The sequence below is a fragment of the Pseudomonas sp. 44 R 15 genome (assembly GCF_900004965.1).
Taxonomy (GTDB): domain Bacteria; phylum Pseudomonadota; class Gammaproteobacteria; order Pseudomonadales; family Pseudomonadaceae; genus Aquipseudomonas; species Aquipseudomonas orientalis_A.
Genome location: NZ_CVTU01000032.1, coordinates 1 through 18,341, shown reverse-complemented (window position 1 = coordinate 18,341; position 18,341 = coordinate 1). Strand labels below are relative to the sequence as shown.

The 18,341-nt window shown below is 61.4% G+C and carries 13 protein-coding genes, 4 tRNA genes and 1 pseudogene; 9 read left to right on the top strand and 9 right to left on the bottom strand.

What is annotated here, in order from left to right; translation table 11 throughout:
* Nucleotides 1-302: 302 nt before the first annotated feature.
* On the bottom strand, nucleotides 303-1,310 hold the full coding sequence (locus BFP93_RS02630) for an NADP-dependent oxidoreductase (RefSeq protein WP_065891851.1): 1,008 nt from the start codon (nucleotides 1,308-1,310) through the stop codon (nucleotides 303-305).
* A gap of 228 nt (nucleotides 1,311-1,538) precedes the next feature.
* Here BFP93_RS02630 and BFP93_RS02625 point away from each other — a divergent pair, with 228 nt between their 5' ends.
* From BFP93_RS02625 to BFP93_RS29545, 4 genes and pseudogenes are all read left to right on the top strand, one after another.
* On the top strand, nucleotides 1,539-2,300 hold the full coding sequence (locus tag BFP93_RS02625) for an SDR family oxidoreductase (protein WP_065891850.1): 762 nt from the start codon (nucleotides 1,539-1,541) through the stop codon (nucleotides 2,298-2,300).
* Nucleotides 2,301-2,502: 202 nt separating this feature from the next.
* Nucleotides 2,503-3,915 (top strand): aminotransferase-like domain-containing protein, encoded by a 1,413-nt coding sequence (locus tag BFP93_RS02620; RefSeq protein WP_065891849.1) that lies wholly within the window; start codon nucleotides 2,503-2,505, stop codon nucleotides 3,913-3,915.
* A gap of 24 nt (nucleotides 3,916-3,939) precedes the next feature.
* Nucleotides 3,940-5,136 (top strand): annotated as a pseudogene (locus tag BFP93_RS29550) (HAMP domain-containing protein); the annotation flags it as partial.
* Nucleotides 5,116-5,997 carry a methyl-accepting chemotaxis protein gene (locus BFP93_RS29545; RefSeq protein WP_370671686.1) on the top strand — a complete coding sequence of 294 codons (882 nt, stop codon included), beginning with the start codon at nucleotides 5,116-5,118 and terminating at the stop codon, nucleotides 5,995-5,997. The pseudogene BFP93_RS29550 and the gene BFP93_RS29545, both read left to right, overlap by 21 nt.
* A 36-nt stretch (nucleotides 5,998-6,033) precedes the next feature.
* On the opposite strand, the gene BFP93_RS02610 is transcribed toward BFP93_RS29545, so the two are convergent.
* Nucleotides 6,034-6,846, bottom strand: coding sequence for an alpha/beta fold hydrolase (locus BFP93_RS02610; RefSeq protein ID WP_065891847.1), 813 nt, complete (start codon nucleotides 6,844-6,846; stop codon nucleotides 6,034-6,036).
* Between the two features lie 118 nt (nucleotides 6,847-6,964).
* The gene (locus tag BFP93_RS02605; RefSeq protein WP_083205590.1) at nucleotides 6,965-7,735 is read right to left on the bottom strand and encodes a hypothetical protein; all 771 of its coding nucleotides are present in this window, start codon (nucleotides 7,733-7,735) and stop codon (nucleotides 6,965-6,967) included.
* Nucleotides 7,736-8,093: 358 nt separating this feature from the next.
* Here BFP93_RS02605 and BFP93_RS02600 point away from each other — a divergent pair.
* The 4 genes from BFP93_RS02600 to BFP93_RS02585 all read left to right on the top strand — a co-directional run bounded on the left by BFP93_RS02600 (nucleotide 8,094) and on the right by BFP93_RS02585 (nucleotide 8,508).
* Nucleotides 8,094-8,169: transfer RNA gene (locus tag BFP93_RS02600), tRNA-Glu, on the top strand.
* Nucleotides 8,170-8,172: 3 nt separating this feature from the next.
* Nucleotides 8,173-8,248, top strand: a tRNA-Gly gene (locus BFP93_RS02595).
* A 105-nt stretch (nucleotides 8,249-8,353) separates the two neighbouring features.
* Nucleotides 8,354-8,429, top strand: a tRNA-Glu gene (locus BFP93_RS02590).
* A gap of 3 nt (nucleotides 8,430-8,432) precedes the next feature.
* A tRNA-Gly gene (locus BFP93_RS02585) sits at nucleotides 8,433-8,508 on the top strand.
* A gap of 213 nt (nucleotides 8,509-8,721) precedes the next feature.
* On the opposite strand, the gene BFP93_RS02580 is transcribed toward BFP93_RS02585, so the two are convergent.
* Nucleotides 8,722-10,203 carry a MocR-like pyridoxine biosynthesis transcription factor PdxR gene (locus BFP93_RS02580; RefSeq protein ID WP_065891845.1) on the bottom strand — a complete coding sequence of 494 codons (1,482 nt, stop codon included), beginning with the start codon at nucleotides 10,201-10,203 and terminating at the stop codon, nucleotides 8,722-8,724.
* Nucleotides 10,204-10,284: 81 nt separating this feature from the next.
* Between BFP93_RS02580 and BFP93_RS02575 the strand changes: the two genes are divergently transcribed.
* Nucleotides 10,285-11,940 (top strand): M24 family metallopeptidase, encoded by a 1,656-nt coding sequence (locus tag BFP93_RS02575; protein ID WP_065891844.1) that lies wholly within the window; start codon nucleotides 10,285-10,287, stop codon nucleotides 11,938-11,940.
* A gap of 33 nt (nucleotides 11,941-11,973) precedes the next feature.
* Here BFP93_RS02575 and BFP93_RS02570 read toward each other — a convergent pair whose 3' ends face one another.
* The 5 genes from BFP93_RS02570 to BFP93_RS02550 form a co-directional block, all read right to left on the bottom strand.
* Nucleotides 11,974-13,713, bottom strand: coding sequence for a dipeptidase (locus tag BFP93_RS02570; protein WP_065891843.1), 1,740 nt, complete (start codon nucleotides 13,711-13,713; stop codon nucleotides 11,974-11,976).
* Between the two features lie 95 nt (nucleotides 13,714-13,808).
* On the bottom strand, nucleotides 13,809-15,026 hold the full coding sequence (locus BFP93_RS02565) for a phospholipase D-like domain-containing protein (protein ID WP_065891852.1): 1,218 nt from the start codon (nucleotides 15,024-15,026) through the stop codon (nucleotides 13,809-13,811).
* 55 nt (nucleotides 15,027-15,081) lie between these two features.
* Nucleotides 15,082-15,729, bottom strand: coding sequence for a MotA/TolQ/ExbB proton channel family protein (locus tag BFP93_RS02560; protein ID WP_065891842.1), 648 nt, complete (start codon nucleotides 15,727-15,729; stop codon nucleotides 15,082-15,084).
* A gap of 24 nt (nucleotides 15,730-15,753) precedes the next feature.
* Nucleotides 15,754-18,039, bottom strand: a complete 2,286-nt coding sequence (locus tag BFP93_RS02555; RefSeq protein WP_065891841.1) for a TonB-dependent receptor — start codon at nucleotides 18,037-18,039, stop codon at nucleotides 15,754-15,756.
* 24 nt (nucleotides 18,040-18,063) lie between these two features.
* A partial coding sequence (locus BFP93_RS02550) for an energy transducer TonB family protein (protein WP_141687935.1) occupies nucleotides 18,064-18,341 on the bottom strand: 278 nt, incomplete at its 5' end.

Sequence of the window (18,341 nt, the reverse complement as noted above, 5' to 3'; positions counted from 1 at the left end):
TTGCCCACGGATTCAAGCCTGCGTTCGGCCAGCGTGGTTTAACGGGGCGCCTAAGATCAAAAGCAGATCAAGAGCGGCTCGCTTCGCATCGTGGAGTGGGGTGGGGGCAAGCTTTAATGCCAGTCAGTTAAGCGTACACCGCCCTCTGTAGGAGCGAGCTTGCTCGCGAAAAACGTCAACGATAACGCGTGTTTCCTGAATAAACGCGGTGCCTGTGAGTTTTTCGCGAGCAAGCTCGCTCCTACAAAAAGCCTTGACTGGCATTGGGGCCAGCCACCTCCCACCGTTGTAAATGGCGTGTGTCAGCTGACCTTCAGCACCAATTTGCCAAAGTTCTCGCCGTTGAACAGTTTCATCAGCGTTTCCGGGAACGTTTCCAAACCTTCAACGATATCCTCTTTGCTCTTGAGCTTGCCCTGGGCCATCCAGCCGGCCATTTCCTGCCCGGCGGCGGCAAAGTTCGCCGCGTGATCCATCACCACAAAGCCTTCCATCCGTGCGCGGTTGACCAGTAATGACAAGTAGTTGGCGGGGCCTTTGACGGCTTCTTTGTTGTTGTACTGGCTGATGGCGCCGCAAATCACCACTCGCGCTTTCAGCGCCAGGCGACTGAGCACCGCGTCGAGAATCTCGCCGCCAACGTTATCGAAATAGACATCCACGCCCTTGGGGCACTCGCGCTTGAGGGCGGCGGGTACGTCTTCGTGTTTGTAGTCGATGGCCGCATCAAAGCCCAGTTCGTCCACCAGGAACTTGCACTTGTCGGCGCCTCCGGCGATGCCCACCACGCGGCAGCCCTTGAGTTTGGCGATCTGTCCGGCAATGCTGCCGACCGCACCGGCGGCGCCGGAAATCACCACGGTCTCCCTTGGCTTGGGCGCGCCGGTGTCCAGCAGCGCGAAGTAGGCGGTCATGCCGGTCATGCCCAGCGCGGACAGGTAGCGGGGCAGCGGCGCGAGTTTCGGATCGACCTTGTAGAAGCCGCGTGGCTCGCCGAGGAAGTAATCCTGTACGCCCAAGGCGCCGTTGACGTAGTCGCCGACCGCAAAGTCCGGGTGGTTGGAGGCAATCACCTTGCCCACGCCCAAGGCGCGCATGACGTCGCCAAGGCCCACCGGCGCGATGTAGGACTTGCCCTCATTCATCCAGCCGCGCATGGCGGGGTCGAGGGACAGGTACTCGTTGTGCACCACTATCTGCCCGTCCCGGGGTGTGCCCACCGGGACTTCCTGATAGGTGAAGGTGTCCCGCGTGGCCGCTCCGACCGGGCGTTTGGCAAGCAGGAACTGGCGGTTGGTCTGGGCAGTCATGGCGGCAACTCTTTAGAAATGAAGTACCAGTCATAGACAAGTAACGGCCCGCGAGCAAGGTTGTTCGAGCCACGCGAATGCTTGCCGATAGACAGGGTTGATACTCGTGCCCATGGCCTTATCACCAGAACTCATGCAGCACCCACCGGGCTTCTGATAGTGCTGACGCGACGCTGCCGTCGTTGGCTAGACTCGACCCACGGTTATCAATCCCACAGGACATTCCCCATGAGCATGACATTTTCCGGCCAGGTCGCCCTGGTGACCGGCGCTGCCGCCGGTATTGGGCGCGCCAGCGCGCTGGCGTTTGCCGCCGAAGGCTTGAAAGTGGTGGTGGCCGACCTTGATGTGGCGGGCGGCGAGGGCACTGTGGCGCTGATTCAGCAAGCCGGTGGCCAGGCGTTGTTTGTGCGCTGCAACGTCACCCTGGAAGCGGATGTGCAGCAATTGATGGCGCAGACCGTTGCCGCCTATGGCCGCCTGGACTATGCCTTCAACAATGCCGGGATCGAGATCGAGAAGGGCAAGTTGGCCGACGGTACGCTGGATGAGTTCGATGCCATCATGGGGGTCAACGTCAAAGGCGTGTGGCTGTGCATGAAACATCAACTGCTGCTGTTGCTGGCCCAGGGCGGGGGCGCCATCGTCAACACGGCGTCGGTAGCGGGGTTGGGGGCGGCGCCGAAGATGAGCATCTATGCGGCGTCCAAGCATGCGGTGATCGGCCTGACGAAGTCGGCAGCCATTGAGTACGCGAAAAAGAAAATCCGCGTCAATGCCGTGTGCCCGGCGGTGATCGACACCGACATGTTCCGACGCGCCTACGAAGCCGACCCGCGCAAGGCCGACTTTGCGGCGGCGATGCACCCGGTCGGGCGCATCGGCAAGGTCGAGGAAATCGCCAGCGCCGTGTTGTATCTGTGCAGTGATGGTGCGGCCTTCACCACCGGCCAGGCCCTGGCGGTGGACGGCGGTGCCACGGCGATTTAGGACTTCACACTGCAACCTGTTCGAAAAGTGCTGGGGTGGCGTGGGGTGTTTCCATAGCTGGCAAAAAGCCGTGATTGAATGTGTATCATTAGGTAAAAAATCTAATAAAATCAATGATTTAATAACTATCTAGGACGAGCTTTCTTGAGCTTCTGTGCTTAACTGTTTGGGTTGAATAACAAACAGTTGAAGTGAGTGGCTCATGGATTTAGGGATTGATCGACAAGCCCCAGTACCGGTGGTGCAGCAAATCATCAGCGCAGTCGCGGGATGGATTCGCAACAATGGGGTGAGCCCCGGCACACGCTTACCGTCCGTCCGGCAATTGGCCTTCGACAACCTGCTGAGCCAGTCCAGCGTGATCGAAGCCTTCGAACGGATGGCGGCCCAGGGGCTGCTGGCCTCGAAAAACGGTGCCGGGTTCGTGGTGGCGCAGCCTGCGGTCGTTCAGGAAAAGCCGTGGCACGAAGGCGCCGAACTGGGGTGGGGCAGCTTTACCGATGGCCCTTTGGGCGAGCTTAAGCTCGGCTGCGGCTGGCTACCGGACGCCTGGCGCGAGAGCGATGACATCAACTACGCAATCCGCGAAGTCAGCCGTACCGACACCGCCGGGCTGTTCAACTACAGCACGCCCCTTGGGTTGCCGGCCCTGCGTGAACAATTGCTCAAGCGCCTGACCCGGATCCACGTGCCCAGCAGCCTGGAGTGCATCCTGACGACCCACGGCGCCAGCCATGCCCTGGACCTGCTGATACGGACGCTGCTCAAGGCGGGCGATACGGTGGTGGTCGAGACCCCGGGCTACGGCAACCTCTATCGGCAACTGGCGTTTCACGGGGTCACCTTGCTCGAAGTGCCGCGCACGCGCAGCGGCCCGGACATCGAAGTGCTGGAGGCACACCTGCAATGCCATCGCCCCAAGTGCCTGTTCATCAACAGCCTTTATCACAACCCTACCGGCACCAGCCTGTGCCACGCGGTGGCCGAACGTTTGCTGGCGCTGGCCCGCAGCCGGGATTTCCTGATCATCGAGGAAGACGTCTACGGCGACCTGCAACATGCCAGCTGCACGCGGTTGTCGGCGTTGCCCCATGAAGATCGTGTCATCTATGTCTCCAGTTTTTCCAAGACGCTGAGCAGTGCCCTGCGCGTGGGCTACCTGAGCGCCGGTGCGGCGATCATCGCGCAACTGGCTCATCTGAAGACCCTGACGGGCATTGGCACTTCGCGGTTTGCCGAGGCCATGGTGGCGACCTTGCTGGCCAACGGTACCTACCGCAAGTGGGTGCAGCGCCTGCGCAAGCGTCTGAATACGCAAATGGCCGCCACCCTGCAGGTACTGGAAGATGAAGAATGGCAGGTGTTTGCGGTACCCGCCGGCGGCATGTTCCTGTGGGCGCGACCTGGTGCGCAAAGCCCTTCGCGTGTGCAGGCGTGTGCCCGCAGGCTGGGTGTGTTGTTGGCACCGGGAACGTTGTTCAACCCGAAGGGTGAATGCAGCGAGTGGCTGCGCATCAACGTGGCCTACGCGGCGGATCAGCGAGCATTGGCGCTGTTCCGTGCCTTGGGGCCCGCCAGATCGACCTCGACCATTCTGAAAACGACGGGCGTGTAGCTTTTTGCCATTATTGTGGCGCCAATGACTTGTGCTCAGTGCCCCGTGGTTGCCAATCTCGCTGCTGGTCAGGCGGGTTTATGGCATCTGCCATTGCGAGAGGACTCAAGTGCAATGATTTCGGGCGCGCAACGACGTTTTGCCAACCTCGGTATGGCGAAAAAACTGGGCTTGGGGTTCACCCTGGTGCTGCTGCTGACGGCACTGGTCGCGGCCATCGGCGTATGGTCCCTGCAAACCGTGGGTCAGCGCTTCGAGGGCCTCAAGCGGATGTCTTCGCTCAACAGCGACCTGCTCAAGGTGCGCCTGATCGAACAGGATTACGCCTTGCACGCCGACCCCAAGGCGGTGGATGCCCTGCATGAACGTGTCGACGCGCTGACTGCGCTGGCGGTCAGCCTCAAGGGCCAGTCCGCCGCCAACGTGCCGGTCATGACCGAGGTGGAGCAAGCCCTGGTCGCCTACCGCAAGGCGTTCGACGAGTTTGTCGAACTGACCCAGACCAAGGACCTGGCCCTGGAAATGGCCAGTTGGTCGGTGTCCAGCGTGGCCAATAATCTCGATGTGTTGCAGGCCGGCCTGGCGGACGACGGCGCCTATGCCCTGAAGGAGAGCCAGGGCAAGGACGGCGCCGAATTTATCGAGCAGGCGGGGCAGGTGAGCCAGGTGTCGCGGTTGATGTTGCAGGCGATGAACGAAGCGCGGCTGCGCCTGGATCAGAGCCGCAAGGTCGACGCGGACGAGGCGGAGCAGGGCAGGATCGAACAGGCTGACCAGGCGCTGGCCCAGGCCGAGCAACTGAAAACGTCGGTCAAGGACTCCGGTTACCAGACCGTGCTGAATGAGGTGTCCGGGCATATCGCATCGTTCAGCGAAAAGCTTGGCGAATACACCGGCCTGCTGGCGCAGGAAAAAGTGGTTTACAAACAATTGCATGATCGCGCCGATCAGGTGGTCAGCCGGGTCAACCAGGCCTATGACGCCGAAGACCAGTCGATGCAGGCGCAACTGGCCAGCAGCGCGCTGCTCATCATCGGGTCATCCGCCCTGGCGTTGCTGGTGGGGCTGTTGGCTGCATGGGGGATTACCCGCATGATCGTGGCGCCGCTGCGCAGGGTCATCGCCGTGGCCCAGCAGATTGCCTCCGGTGACCTGACTGGGCGCATGGAGGTCAATCGCCGCGATGAAATCGGCCAGCTGATGCAGGCGATGCAGCAGATGGGCAACGGCTTGAGCCATATGGTCAGCGGGTTGCAGGCGGGGATCGAGCAACTGGCCAACTCGGCTCATGCGTTGTCCAGCGTGACCGAGCAGACCAACATCGAGGTCAGCAGTCAGAAGGAGGAAACCGAGCAGGTGGCCACGGCGATGAACCAGATGACCGCCACGGTGCATGACGTGGCGCGTAACGCCGAAGAGGCCGCGCAAGCTGCGCAGACGGCGGATGACAAGGTCGACAGTGGCCAGCAGGTGGTGCGCTCGAGCTTGCAGCGCATCGAACTGCTGGCCACCTCCAGCAACAGTGCCAGTGCCAGCATCGAGAGCCTCAGCGCGGAGATCCAGAACATCGGTGCGGTGTTGAGTGTGATCAAGAGCGTCGCCGAGCAAACCAACCTGCTCGCCCTGAACGCTGCGATTGAAGCGGCCCGCGCAGGCGAGCAAGGGCGCGGCTTTGCGGTGGTCGCCGACGAGGTGCGCGCCCTGGCCAAGCGTACCCAGCAATCGACCGAGGAAATCGAACGCCTGGTCAGCACCTTGCGCAGCGCGGCGCAGTCGTCGGTGCAGCAGATTCAGCACAGTGGCGAGCTGGTTAAACTGGCCGTCAGTGATGCGTTGGAAACCGAAAGCGCCCTGGGCAGCATTGCCGCAGCGGTGTCATTGATCCAGCAGATGAACCAGCAGATCGCCGCCGCGGCCGAGGAGCAGAGCTCGGTGGCCGAAGAGATCAACCGCAGCGTCACCAGCATCCGCGCGAGTGCCGATCAATCGGCGTTGAGCATGCAAGGCAACGCCGCGTCGAGCATCCAGCTGGCGCAACTGGGCGCGGAACTCAAGGGCATGGTGGGGCACTTCCGCCTCTGATCGCAGCCTTCGCGCCGCGACCAGTGGCGAACGGGATCAGGCGTTGTTGGCGAGGAACGTCAGCAGCGCTTCATTGACGAACTCCGGATTCTCCCGGCTGGAGATATGCCCGGCGTCGGGAATCAAGGTCAGGGCACAGCCGATCAGATTGGCCATTTCCTCGGCTTCTGCGGGTGGGCGGGGCTTGTCCTGTTCGCCGCACATGACCAGGGTGGTGTCGCAGTCCAGGCGAGGCAGCTGATCGAGGATGTCTTCGCGACTGAAGATCAAGCGACCCAGGGGCACCACGCTGTCCAGCAGGCGTTCCCGGGAAAAATCCTGCAGTGACTGGCGAAAGTCCTGATACAGCGCTGATTCGCGGTCGATTTGCGGCCGGAAGAAGATCGGCGCGATCACGTCCAGCAACGGTTCAGGAATGGCGCCGGCGTCTTCAATCATCTTGAACAGCGAGAAGTAATACTCACGCGTGGCGTGCGGCTCGGCGCCGAGATAGGTGTCCATCAGCACCAGGCTGTTGACGCGCTCAGGTGCCAGCAAGGCGAGGCGGGCGCCCCACATGCCGCCGACCGACAGACCGACCAGGTTGACCTGCGCGATGTTCAGGTGGTCCAGCAGCGCCAGGTGCTGACGTGCCAGGTCGTCAAGGGAGCGGGTGTCTGCGGGCAGCGTGCCCGACTCGCCATGACCCCACAGTTCAGGGACGATTACACGGTATTGCTGCGACAGTGCGTCGATCTGCGATGGCCACATGTTGCGGTCCCACAGGTAGCTCGAACCCAACAGGACGACCGGGCCGGTGCCCTGGTCGATATAGTGCAGCGGTTGTCCATCAATCACGGCGACAGGCATAGCAGGCCTCTAACTTCACGGAGTGAGGGGCACTTTTTTACCCTAGTCGGGGGCGGGGGGATAGGTGCATTTTGATGGCACGTGGCGACCGGATGTCGCCACATTAGCCAGAAGGCTATCAGTCGTAGATGGCTTTCTTTTTCCACTCGGCATCGGCGTCGACGACTTTCAGGCCTTCGGTCAGTTCGTTGACTTCGTCTTCGACTGGCTGGCTGTTGGTCAACACCGTGGAGTTGGCGCGGGCCAGTTGCGACTCCAGCGTTCTCAGCTGTGCGCTGTACAGCACCGGTTCCGGTTGTTTGCGCAGGTACTGCACGCCGCGCTCGAACGCCAGGCGCGCCTGGCCCGGTTGCCCTTGCTGCAGGGCATGCTGGCCGAGGTTGTTGAAGAACTCGATGTGCAGCAGCACCAGGATATGGCGGACTTCCTTGATCCAGTGCTTCGCTTCGTTGGCCGGCAGGAAACCGTCCTGGGCCGCGCGGGTGACTTGGCCGTGCAACGCTTCGAGCAAAAAGCGCACATCCTTGGCTTTGGCTTCGGTCTGGATCGGCGCGGGCGGATTGGCCACCGGAATCGATTCGCCCTGAGCGATCAGTGCGTTGAGCTCGGCGATCCGTGCCTTGAGCGGGCCGCTGGATTTGTTGAGGTTCAGCAGGCGCTGGTTGACGTTGAGTTCCAGGCGGGTCAGCAACAGCTTGAGCGCCGGGGTCATCAATTGGCCAGGAAAGGTCTCGGTGATTTCACCACAGCGACGCAGCCGATCATTGAGCTCGATTTCGGTACGCTGCTTTTCCAGCTTATTGTTTTCCACCACATGGTTCATGTAGCCAATGGCGATCAGTATTGCGATCCCGGCTATAACCAGCAGGGTGATCATGAGTGGTGTCACCGGTGTGACCTCTTTATGGGGTTTGCTGTGGAGTGTAGTGACTGAGCTATCCGGCGGATAGGACTGTTCGACCAGTTGCCCAGGTTGTTTCTTCTATATAGGTAAGTGTTCCTGGCGTGACTGCACATTGCCATCATTTGCCTGGACCAACTATAGCGCCTTGTCGAGCGCCAGAATATAGGCGCCAGGGCTTGGGCGGCCAGAATGCCCGGGCGGGCCGGTAAACCGGGGCGAAGTCATTGATTTAAATAAATTTATCCTTGGGGGTTGACGACCTATGAATCCATCCATAGAATGCGCGCCACTTACAGCGTAAAGCACACAGCGAAACGCGGTAGGGAGTGAATGTTGTACGTGTGTCCCCTTCGTCTAGTGGCCTAGGACACCGCCCTTTCACGGCGGTAACAGGGGTTCGAGTCCCCTAGGGGACGCCATATGCGGGAATAGCTCAGTTGGTAGAGCACGACCTTGCCAAGGTCGGGGTCGCGAGTTCGAGTCTCGTTTCCCGCTCCAATTTACAAGCAGTGTGGCCTTCGGGCGGCATTGAGTGAAACCAGGACCCCATCTTCGGATGAGGCCTCTGGGCACTGGAATACACACCATGTGTTTCAGTAGCGTGTCCCCTTCGTCTAGTGGCCTAGGACACCGCCCTTTCACGGCGGTAACAGGGGTTCGAGTCCCCTAGGGGACGCCATTTGCGGGAATAGCTCAGTTGGTAGAGCACGACCTTGCCAAGGTCGGGGTCGCGAGTTCGAGTCTCGTTTCCCGCTCCAATTCAAAGAAAAAGCCACTCAAACGAGTGGCTTTTTTTTGTCTGCGATTTATATAACAGCGCTGATCGTATTGATCGTTCCCACGCTCTGCGTGGGCATGCATCCCGTGACGCTCCGCGTCACCTTGCGCACCTGCCGTATTTTGCGCTGAAAGCAGGACGCGGAGCGTCCAGGGCGGCATTCCCACGCAGAGCGTGGGAACGATCAATGGTGTTAAACAGCATTCACCGCTTGAGCCAGCCGCAACGTAGCCTGACGGATTTCTGCCTGATTGAGCGACGCAAAGCCCAAGCGCAGCGCATTCTCCGGCTGGCCCGTCGGCGAGAACTGCCGGCCGCTGCGCACCACCAGTCCGTGGCCCAGGGCTGTTTTTACCATTCGATCCACGTCGATCTCATCCTCGAAACGCACCCACAACGCCAGGCCACCCTCGGGCTCGCGCACCTGAATACGATCGCCCAGCGACTCGTGCAGACAGGTTTGCAACGTCTCCCGGCGCCCTCGATATTCTTTCGACACGCGGCGCAGGTGCTTTTTCAGTTCACCCTCATTGATCAGGTCGGCCAGCATTTTCTGAGCGACGGCGTCGGCGTCCCCCAGCATCAGGGCCGCATTGCGGTGCAGGGCTTCAACCACCTCGGCGGGGGCCACGATATAGCTGCACCGAAACGTCGAGCCCAAGGCTTTGGATAGCGAGCCGATATAGATCACGTGGCGCTGGGAGCGGTCACTGGCAAGCGGCAGGTAGGGGCGACCGTTAAAGTGGAATTCGTGGTCGTAGTCTTCCTCGATGATGCAGAAGTCGTGCAACGCAGCGAGGGTCAACAGTTGTTGCCGCCGCGCGGCGTGCAGGCTGACGGTGGTAGGGAACTGATGATGCGGCGTGACGTAGATCATGCGCACCTTGTGCTGCCGGCATAAACGGTCGATCTGGTCGGTACGGCAACCTTCTTCGTCCATGTCCACCGTGACCAGGTGCGCGCCCAACTGACGAAAAATTTCCCACGCCGGCGGGTAACTCAAGCGCTCCACCAGTACCACGTCCCCCGGTTTGATCAGCAGGCTGGCACTCAGGTACAGCGACATCTGCGTGCCCTGGGTCAGGCAGATATTGTCGGCGTTGACGGTCAGCCCGCGATTGCTGCGCAGCATCTCGGCAAGGGCGCAGCGCAAGTGATAGCCGGTGCCTTCGCTGCCGTAGCGTACGGTGTTGGAGGCAAAGCTGTTGCGCAGGGCGTTGCGGTAGTAACGATGCAGCACCGCTTGCGGCAGCAGGCGGTGGTCGCTGGTGCCGTTGTCGAAAAACAGCGCGTCATGCCGATGCTGCAGCGCGGTGACCTGCGCGTTGTGGGCGAAATACGGCACCACCGGCTGCGCCAGAATGGGCGGCGCGAAGGACTGCAGGGCATGACCGGGCAGTTGCTTGGGCGTCAGTTGGGCATTGACGAAGGTGCCGCGACGCGGCTCGCTGATCAGCCAGCCTTTGGTCAAGGCTTCTTCGTAGGCCAGGATGACCGTCTTGCGGTTGACGTCGAGCAACTGCGCCATTTCCCGCGTCCCTGGCAGCAAGGTGCCGGGCGGCAGGCGCCCCTCGACAATCGCGGTCACCAGGCCCTCGGCTATCTTGCGGTAGGAGGCATGGGGCGAGTCGGCGTCGAGCTTGAGTAAGGGGCGCCATTTACGCATCTGGACCATCTGAAGTATCCAAAACTGGAGGTTCTAATGGGCCTAGTCTAGCGTAACAATCAGGCTTCACTCATTCTCGGGTCCTCAGCTATGCGGCATGTCATCGAACTGTCCCCCTCGGGCAAAACCTTTGAGGCCGGCGACGAGCTGTTGCTTGACGCCATGCTTGCCAGCGGCCTGGCCGTGCCGTTCTCCTGCCGCCGTGGTGCGTGCGGTTCGTGCAAGGTGGTGGTCACCCAAGGCGAGTACCAGGCCAAGCGCCTGGCCCCGGACGCGCCCGCGCCTTGTTACCCCCTGGCCGCCAATGAAATGCTGTTGTGCCAGAGCCGTGCCTGCACCGACATGCGCCTGGAAATTCCCGGTTGGTCATTGGATACGCCGGCGCTGGTGTTTGACGCACACGTACTCAGCAAGCAGGCAATCGGCCCTGCTGTTATCGAGTTGGTGTTGTTGCCCGACGCACCTGTGGCAGTGCGGCCAGGGCAGTACCTCAAGCTCTGCCTGGAACACGGCGATACGCGCAGTTTCTCGATTGCCAACCTGCCTGCCGAGGACGGTGGGCGCTTGGTTTTGCAGATTCGTCGGGTAAGCGGCGGGTACTTTTCCGAAGGCATCCTGGATGGCCTGGCCGTGGGCGACCGCCTGCAACTGGAAGGTCCGTTCGGTGCCTGTGCCTGGCAGGACGATGCCGCCGAGGCCGTGGTGCTGTTCGCCACGGGCACCGGTTACGCCGGCATCAAGCCGATCCTGCTGACCGCCCTCAAACGTGATCTCGAGGTGACGTTGTATTGGGGCGGCGCGCACTCTGCGGACTTCTACGACAGCGCCTTCCTGGATCAAGCAGTGCTCGAACATCCACGGTTTCGCTGGCATCCCGTGCGCTCATCGGAGGGCAGGGTGCAGGAGGTTGCATTGAGTCATGGGCATCGCTGGGAGGTGGCCCAGGTCTATGCCTGCGGGAACGGCGCCATGCTCAGCCAGGTGCGAACCCAGTGCCTGGAGGCGGGTCTGCCGAGCCATCGGTTTGTCGCGGAGGCGTTTGTCGCCAGTGGTCGGTCAAGCGCGGAAACGGCACCGCCGGCGTTCGACCCGATCTGGGAAAAAGTCGGCCCGCGTTATTCCCTGGACGGCATGCTGGCGGCGCGTGAGAAATCCATACGCGCCCTGGCAGCTATCGTCAGCCGCTTGAAAGTCGGCATGACCACCGGCCAGGCGCTGGAAATGGCCGCCGGGCAATTGCAGGCCATGGGCGCGTCGCACACTTGGCACCCCACCTACATCCGGTTTGGCGCCGACACGGTGCGCCCGCCCCGTGAGGGTATCGATCGCCAGCGCAGGCTGCGCGCCAGCGATATCGTGGTGGTCGACCTTGGCCCGGTGTGGGACGGCTACGAAGGCGACTATGGCGACACGTTTGTCTTCGGCGACTCGCCCCTGCACCTGGCCTGCACCACCGCACTGCACCAGGTATTCGATGAAACCCGCCAGGCCTGGCTGCGCGGTCTGACCGGGCGCGAACTCTACGACTTCGCCGAACAGAGCGCCGTGGCCAAGGGCTGGCGGCTGGCACGCAATCTGGCAGGGCATCGCCTGGCGGATTTTCCCCATGCGTTGTTCGAGAGCAAACAGTTGGCGGAACTGGACATCCCGCCGAGTGAAATGGCCTGGGTGCTGGAGATCCAGCTGTGCCATCCCACTGAACCGGTCGGTGGGTTCTTTGAGGATATGTTGATGTTGCAGGCGTGAAGAGCCCGCCGTTGCGGCGGGCTCGAGAATGGATCAGAGCTTGGGCAACTGGCCGACGCGTCCCATCATTTCGGTCACAATCTGCAGGTCCAGTAGGAACTGCTCGACAGTCTTGAACTCACCGTCGGTGTGGCCGGTGTACTTCTCTTCCGGGCGGGCCAGGCCGAATTGCACGCCGTTGGGCAGGTCGTGCACGGACGTGGCGCCGGCGGATGTGCCGAACTTGTGCTGCATGCCCAGGTTTTCCGTGGCCACCGCCAGCAGGGCTTTTACCCACTCGCCTTCGGGGTTGCGGTACATCGGCTTGTCCAGCGAATAGGTGAAGTTGACGTTGACCTTGGCTTGCGTGTTCCAGGCGTTCAGTTTCTGCTCGATCTGTGCCTTGAGTGCCTCCGGGGCTTTACCCTTTGGCGCACGCAGGTTGACTGCCAGCCTGAAGGCTTTGTCATCCAGGCCGACAAAGGTCGGCGAGGTGGTCAGCGGCCCCATGAAGTCATCGGCATAGCCCACGCCCAATTTGCCACCCAGGTAATCCAGGCCCCAGTTGTCCGCCGCGTACTGCGCAGCATCCGTGATGTGGTTGTGCTTGAGGGCGATCTTGCCATCGACGCTGTGGATCAATTCCAGCATACGTGCCACCGGGTTGACCCCGGATTCGGGTTCCGAAGAATGGGCCGACACGCCGGTGACGGTCAGTTTGACGTTCTTGCCGTCAACCTGGGCGCTCACCTTGAAATTGCCGCCGTTGCGCCTGGCATAGTCATTACCGGCCTGCTGCAGGCTGGCCGCCAGTTCAGCCGGGTTATCGCTGACCAGCGTGGCGACCGAGACCGATGGAATCTGGTTGGTGGCCTTGCCGCCGGTCATTGCGATAATTTCCGCGCCGGTGCCTTCACCCTTGCGCACCGGGAAAGTGGCCATGACGGTGCCCGAGCCTTTTTCGGCGATCACCACCGGGTAACCGCCATCGAGCGCCAGGTTGTAGTTCGGTACGGGATTGCGTTCGAAATAGTAGGGAATGGCGTCACCGGAGGTTTCTTCGGTGGTGTCCACCAGCAGCTTGAACGTGCGCGCCAGCGGCAGCTTTTCTTCCTTGATCACCTTCATGGCGTACATCGCCACGACGATGGCGTTCTTGTCATCCTCGGTGCCGCGACCATACATGCGGTCGCCAATCAGCGTGACTTTGAACGGGTCCAGCCTGGTGCCATCCTTCAGCACCCAGTTTTCCGGCGTCACCGGGACCACATCGGCGTGGGCATGCACGCCCACCACTTCGTCACCGCTGCCTTCCAGGGAAATTTCATACACGCGGTTATCGACGTTACGGAAGTTCAGGTTGAAGGACTTGGCCAGGGCCTGGATCCTGTCGGCGATCTTGAGGAATTCCGGGTTTTTGTACTGCGGCAGGCCGTCTACGTTGAACGTCGGAATTTCCACCAGTTCGCGCAAGGTCTCCAGGGCCGCCTTGCCGTACTTGACCCGTGTGTAAATGCCAAGCAGGCGATTGATCTCGTTCTGCTGCTCGGTGCTCAGGGTTTTGTCATTCAGAAAGGCGCTGATGGCCGGGGCGATGTCACCGGACTTGCCCAGGTCGCCCTTGGCCAGGGTGCCGAGGAAACTGCGGAAGTCGCTGACGGATGTGTCTGCGAAACTTTTCAGAATCGCGGTGTTTTGTTCAGCCGTGATGTTGGCGAGCGCAGGCGTGGTAACCGCCGTAAGGCTGGCGGCGAACAGCGTGGCAGTCACGAGTTTTTTCAGTGGAAAGTGCATGGTTGGAGGCATTCCCTTGCAGACAGTGAGTAGGGTGTTTCTGACGGATAAGTCAGAAACATTTCCACACACTAGCATTACTCAGGTGTTCGAGGTCAATGCTGGCCAGGGTGAGGGGCGGGGTACTCATCAGTCACGTTCAAGGCTCTGGCGTAGGGTCCGTCCCACAATTGCTCATGCAATTGCCCTACGCGCCTGGCCATCGCCTCACTGCGCATCACCACCTCCAGATTGCGCGAATTATCCAGGTAACCGCCTAACCAGTTGCTGGTGCCGACCCACGCCACTTGCCCGTCGATCTCCATCGTCTTGCTGTGGATCACCCGTGCATAGGGAATGAAGCCTTGCCTGGCCTCGGGCAGCGTGACGATCTTGATCTGCACGTTGGGCAGTACCGCCAGGCTCTTGAGGTACGGCAGTTCCAGCGGGTCGGTGTTCCAGTTGGACACCATCAACTTGATCGACACCCCACGCGCAGCGGCGGCGCGCACGGCGTTGTCGATCACTGCATAGTAAGGGCGGGTCCGATCCGGTCCGTAGGACAGCGGCGCATAGTCAAGCAACTGCACACGCACCTCTTTCTTCGCTTCGCCCAGCAGGCGCGGCAGTTCCTGCTGTGAATCGCCCACGCCGGGCGGGTTGTAGCGTTGCGGGCTGGCCACCAGATAGTTGCCGGTACGCGCAGGCGCCTGACCGGCGGTGGGCAGTGGCACCGGTTGGTTGTCGCTGAGGGCCTGTTGGGCTCGCCAGTCCTGGTCGAAGATCGCCTGGACCTGGCCGACCACGCTTGCGTCGCTGATACGCAGCCCGGTTTCGTGGATATGTTCCAGGGAGCGCCAGTCGAAATTCTGGCTGCCGATAAACGCCTGACTGGCGTCCACCACCATGTATTTGGCGTGGATGATCCCGCCGCTCAATTGCCCGAAGGGCAGCACGCGCAAGGTCAGGTTGGGAATGGCGCGCAAGCGTTCCAGGGTGGCCGTATCCGATAACTTGATGCCTTTTTCTTCGAGCAGAAAACGAATTTTCACCCCGCGTTTACCGGCGGCTTCCAGGTGTTCGATGACCTTGTCCATCACCGAGCCGGGATGGTCGGCTGCGTAGAACTGGCCGATATCGATGCGGTTTTTTGCGCCGTCGAACAGCTCGATCCACACCGGGCCCGGCTGGCGCAGATCGGCAGTGCCCAGTGTGGTGTCCACCGGCACGGTGTGCACCAGTTCAAACCCTGCAATTGAAAAGTCCGCCAGGGCCAGCGGACTGAGGAGCAAACCGGCGAGGCCTGCGACACGCAACTTCATCGAAAGGGACATAAGCGTCTCATTGCGCAAAAAGAACAGGCGGGCCATGACGCGCCCGCCGTGCAGGTCAGGCCGTGCGGCTGTGCAGTGGCGTGGGCACGCGGTGCGGCACTTCTTCGTGGGCGCGGGCCCCGTTGGAGGCGCGGATCAGCAGGATCTTCAACTGGTCATTGATGCGCTCCAGGCTGTCCTGGAAAAAGTTATGGAACACTACGCAGAACAGCGCGATGGCGATCCCCAGCCCGGTGGCGAACAAGGCTGTGCCGATACCACCGGAAATCTGCCCTGGGTCCGATACGCCTGCGGTGGCGAGGGCCTTGAAGGTGTCGATGATGCCCAGGATGGTGCCCAGCAGGCCGAGCAGCGGGGCCGCCGTGGTGATGGTCTCGATGATCCACAGGCTGCGGGCCAGCGGCGCGCGGGTCTTGAGGTACTGGGTGTCGATTTCGTCGTCGAGGTCCTTGCGCGATCCGTGGGACGCCTTCTGGGCCAATACCGGCAGGATCATGTTCAGCGGCAGGCTGTCGCGACGGGTCAGCGGTTCGGGCAGGTCGCGTTCGCTGTGCACAGTGGCGCTCAGGGCGTCGATCAAGGCGCGAGCCTGGCGGCGCACATAAGCGAAGTAGATGCCGCGCTCGATGGCGATGAAAATCGCGATGGCCATCGCGGCATACATCACATAGAAGGTGATGTCGTGAAGCAGGTTCATATCCATGCTTGCGTTCCTCTTGGGTCAGTCTTAGAAATTCGCTTCCAGCGAAACCGTGACGGTGCGGTCCAGGCCGACGATGTACGCCGGGTCGCCATCGCGAAAACCGCTGTAGCTGGCGGCGTTGGTCTTGGTGGTGTACACGCCGTCCAGGTATTTCTTGTCGAACAGGTTGTCGACGTTCAGGCGCAGGGTGGCGTCCTTCACGACCTTTTTGTCGACCGGCAGGTAGATACCCGCGCCGAGGTTGAACACGGTGCGCGCGGAAATGGCTTCGTCGTTGGTCAGGTCGCCGTAGAGCTTGCTGGTGTATTTGCCGCCGAAGGTGCCGTAGAAGCGCCCGTCGTCGTAACCGATGTTGGCCGCCAGCATGTTCTTCGGCACGTTGGCGAACTGTTTGCCGCTGGTGGGCAACAGGATGGCCCGGCCTGCGTTGTAGACGGTCATGTCGTCCTGCTGCTCGGCCTTGGTGTAGGTGTAGGAGGTGTAGTAGTTGAAATGGTGGGGCAGCAGGCCGCTCCATTCCAGTTCCAGGCCTTTGTTGGTGACGGCGCCGACGTTGATATCGGCGGAGTCGCCATTGATGTCTTTGGACGAAACCTGGCGATTCTTGAAGTCCATGTAGAACAGGGTTGCGGCCAGGGTCATGTCGTCGCCGCTGTAGCGCCAGCCCAGTTCGTGGTTCCAGCTGGTTTCCGGCTCGAGGTCGATGGAGCCGGCGCCTTTGTCATAGAGCGCGTAGTTCTGCGGTACGCGCATGTTGCGCGACAGGCTGTAGAACAACTGGTCGCGCTCGTCCAACTGGTATTTCAGGCCGGCGTTGGGCAGCAGTTTGTTGTAGGTCTGGTTACGTTTTTCCGGTTGTTCGTTGAGACTGCCGTGGTTGGTGCCGTCACGCTCGACGTTCATGTAGGCCAGGCCGGCGATGAAGGTCCAGTCCGGGTTGATGTACCAGGTGTCCTGGGCCCAGACTTTTTGCGCCGGGGTCACGGTGAAGCGGTCGCGCCCCTGGACCTGGTTGCCGTTGGCGTCGACGACGGCGCTGTTGGAATCCGGCCAGGTGTCGACCGGCTTGCCATTGCTCTTGAGCGGGATGAACGGCTGGGTCTGGCTCTGGCGTGCGCGCTCGTACCAGTAACCCAATTGCAGGCTGTGGTCGCCCAGGTCCCAGGTCAGTTTGGTGGTGATGCCCGGACGCCAGGTCTGGGTGCGCGAAGGGCGGTAGTACACGCCGCTGTTCGGCGTGCCGTCGGCGTTGTACTGGGCGGCGGTTGGCAGATTGCCAAGGTCGAATACGCCGCCCTGGTTCGAACCACGGTTGAGCGCATAACTCGATGAGCCGACGCCGCTGCCATTGCCCCAGAAGTAATACGGGATCACCGACAGGGCCAGGTTGTCGGCCAGTTTGAACTGGGTGTTGAGCACGGCGGTGAAGGTCTGGAACGGGTTCTGCGCCAGGGCATAGTAGCTGTTGTACTTGCCGTTGCCGCCCACCGTTGGTGTGGCCGGGTAGGGGTCGTATTTGCGGCCGTTTTGCTGGAACTGCGCCTTGGTCAACTGGCTGTAGCTGTTGTTGTCCTGCTCGTGGTACTTGAGGATCAGGTTGGCGGTGTTGCCGTTGCCGGCGTCGAAGAAGCTGTTCCATTCCACCTTGTCCGCGCGCACGGCGCCCGAACCACGCCACATATCACCCTCGGTATGGGACGCCGACAGCCAGTTGCTCAGGCCGTTGACTTCGCCGGTGTTGAGGCGGGCGAAGGTCTTGCGCGTGGCGTTGCTGCCGACGATCTGTTTGACGAAGGCGCCGGTCTCTTTGGTCGGGCGAATCGTCACGATGCCGATGTTGCCGCCACTGGAACCGATGTGCGGGCCGTCGGACTCCGAGGCGCCCTGGGTGACGAAGATCTGGTCGAGGTTTTCCGGGTCGCCCAGCAGGTTGGAATACAGCGCATAGTTGCCCGAATCGTTGATCGGCATGCCGTCCACCGACATGCCCACCTGGTCGGAGTTCATGCCGCGCATGGTGAAGCGAAAGCCCGACAGGCCGGTGTTGTCCTCGCTGGAAATGTTCAGGCCCGGCGTGTACTTGAGCTTGTCGATGGCGTTGCCCGTCGCCGTCTGTTTGTCCAGCGCCTCCTTGGTCACGGTGGAGCGGCCCTTGATGCTTTCCTCGGGCACCATGTAACCGCCCCCGGCGCTGGCTTTGCCTTGGACCCCAATGGTGCCGACGTCACTGTCGCCGGGGTCGGCCATGACCATTGTCTGGGTCATGCTGGTCGCGGCAACGAGTGCCAGGTGAATGCGGGTGAACTTCATCACTGTCGTCCTGGTGGCGCGTGCTTATTGCACGCTGTAGTTGAAGGTGGCGGTGAAGCGCTGCTCATTGCGGCCCCCGAACGCCTGCTCGGGGAACGGCTTGACTTGCTTGATGCGACGCAAACTGTTGGTGGCGGCCCGGTTGAGCAACATGCTCGGGGCCTGGGTTTGCAGGCCGGAATCCAGCACGCGGCCCTGGCGGTCGACCAGCAGCCACACCACCACTTCGCCACTCGGGCGTTCGAGGGAGGCCTGGCGCCCGGTGGGGTACTGCTTGTAGGTGTCCAACTCGTTGCGCAAGC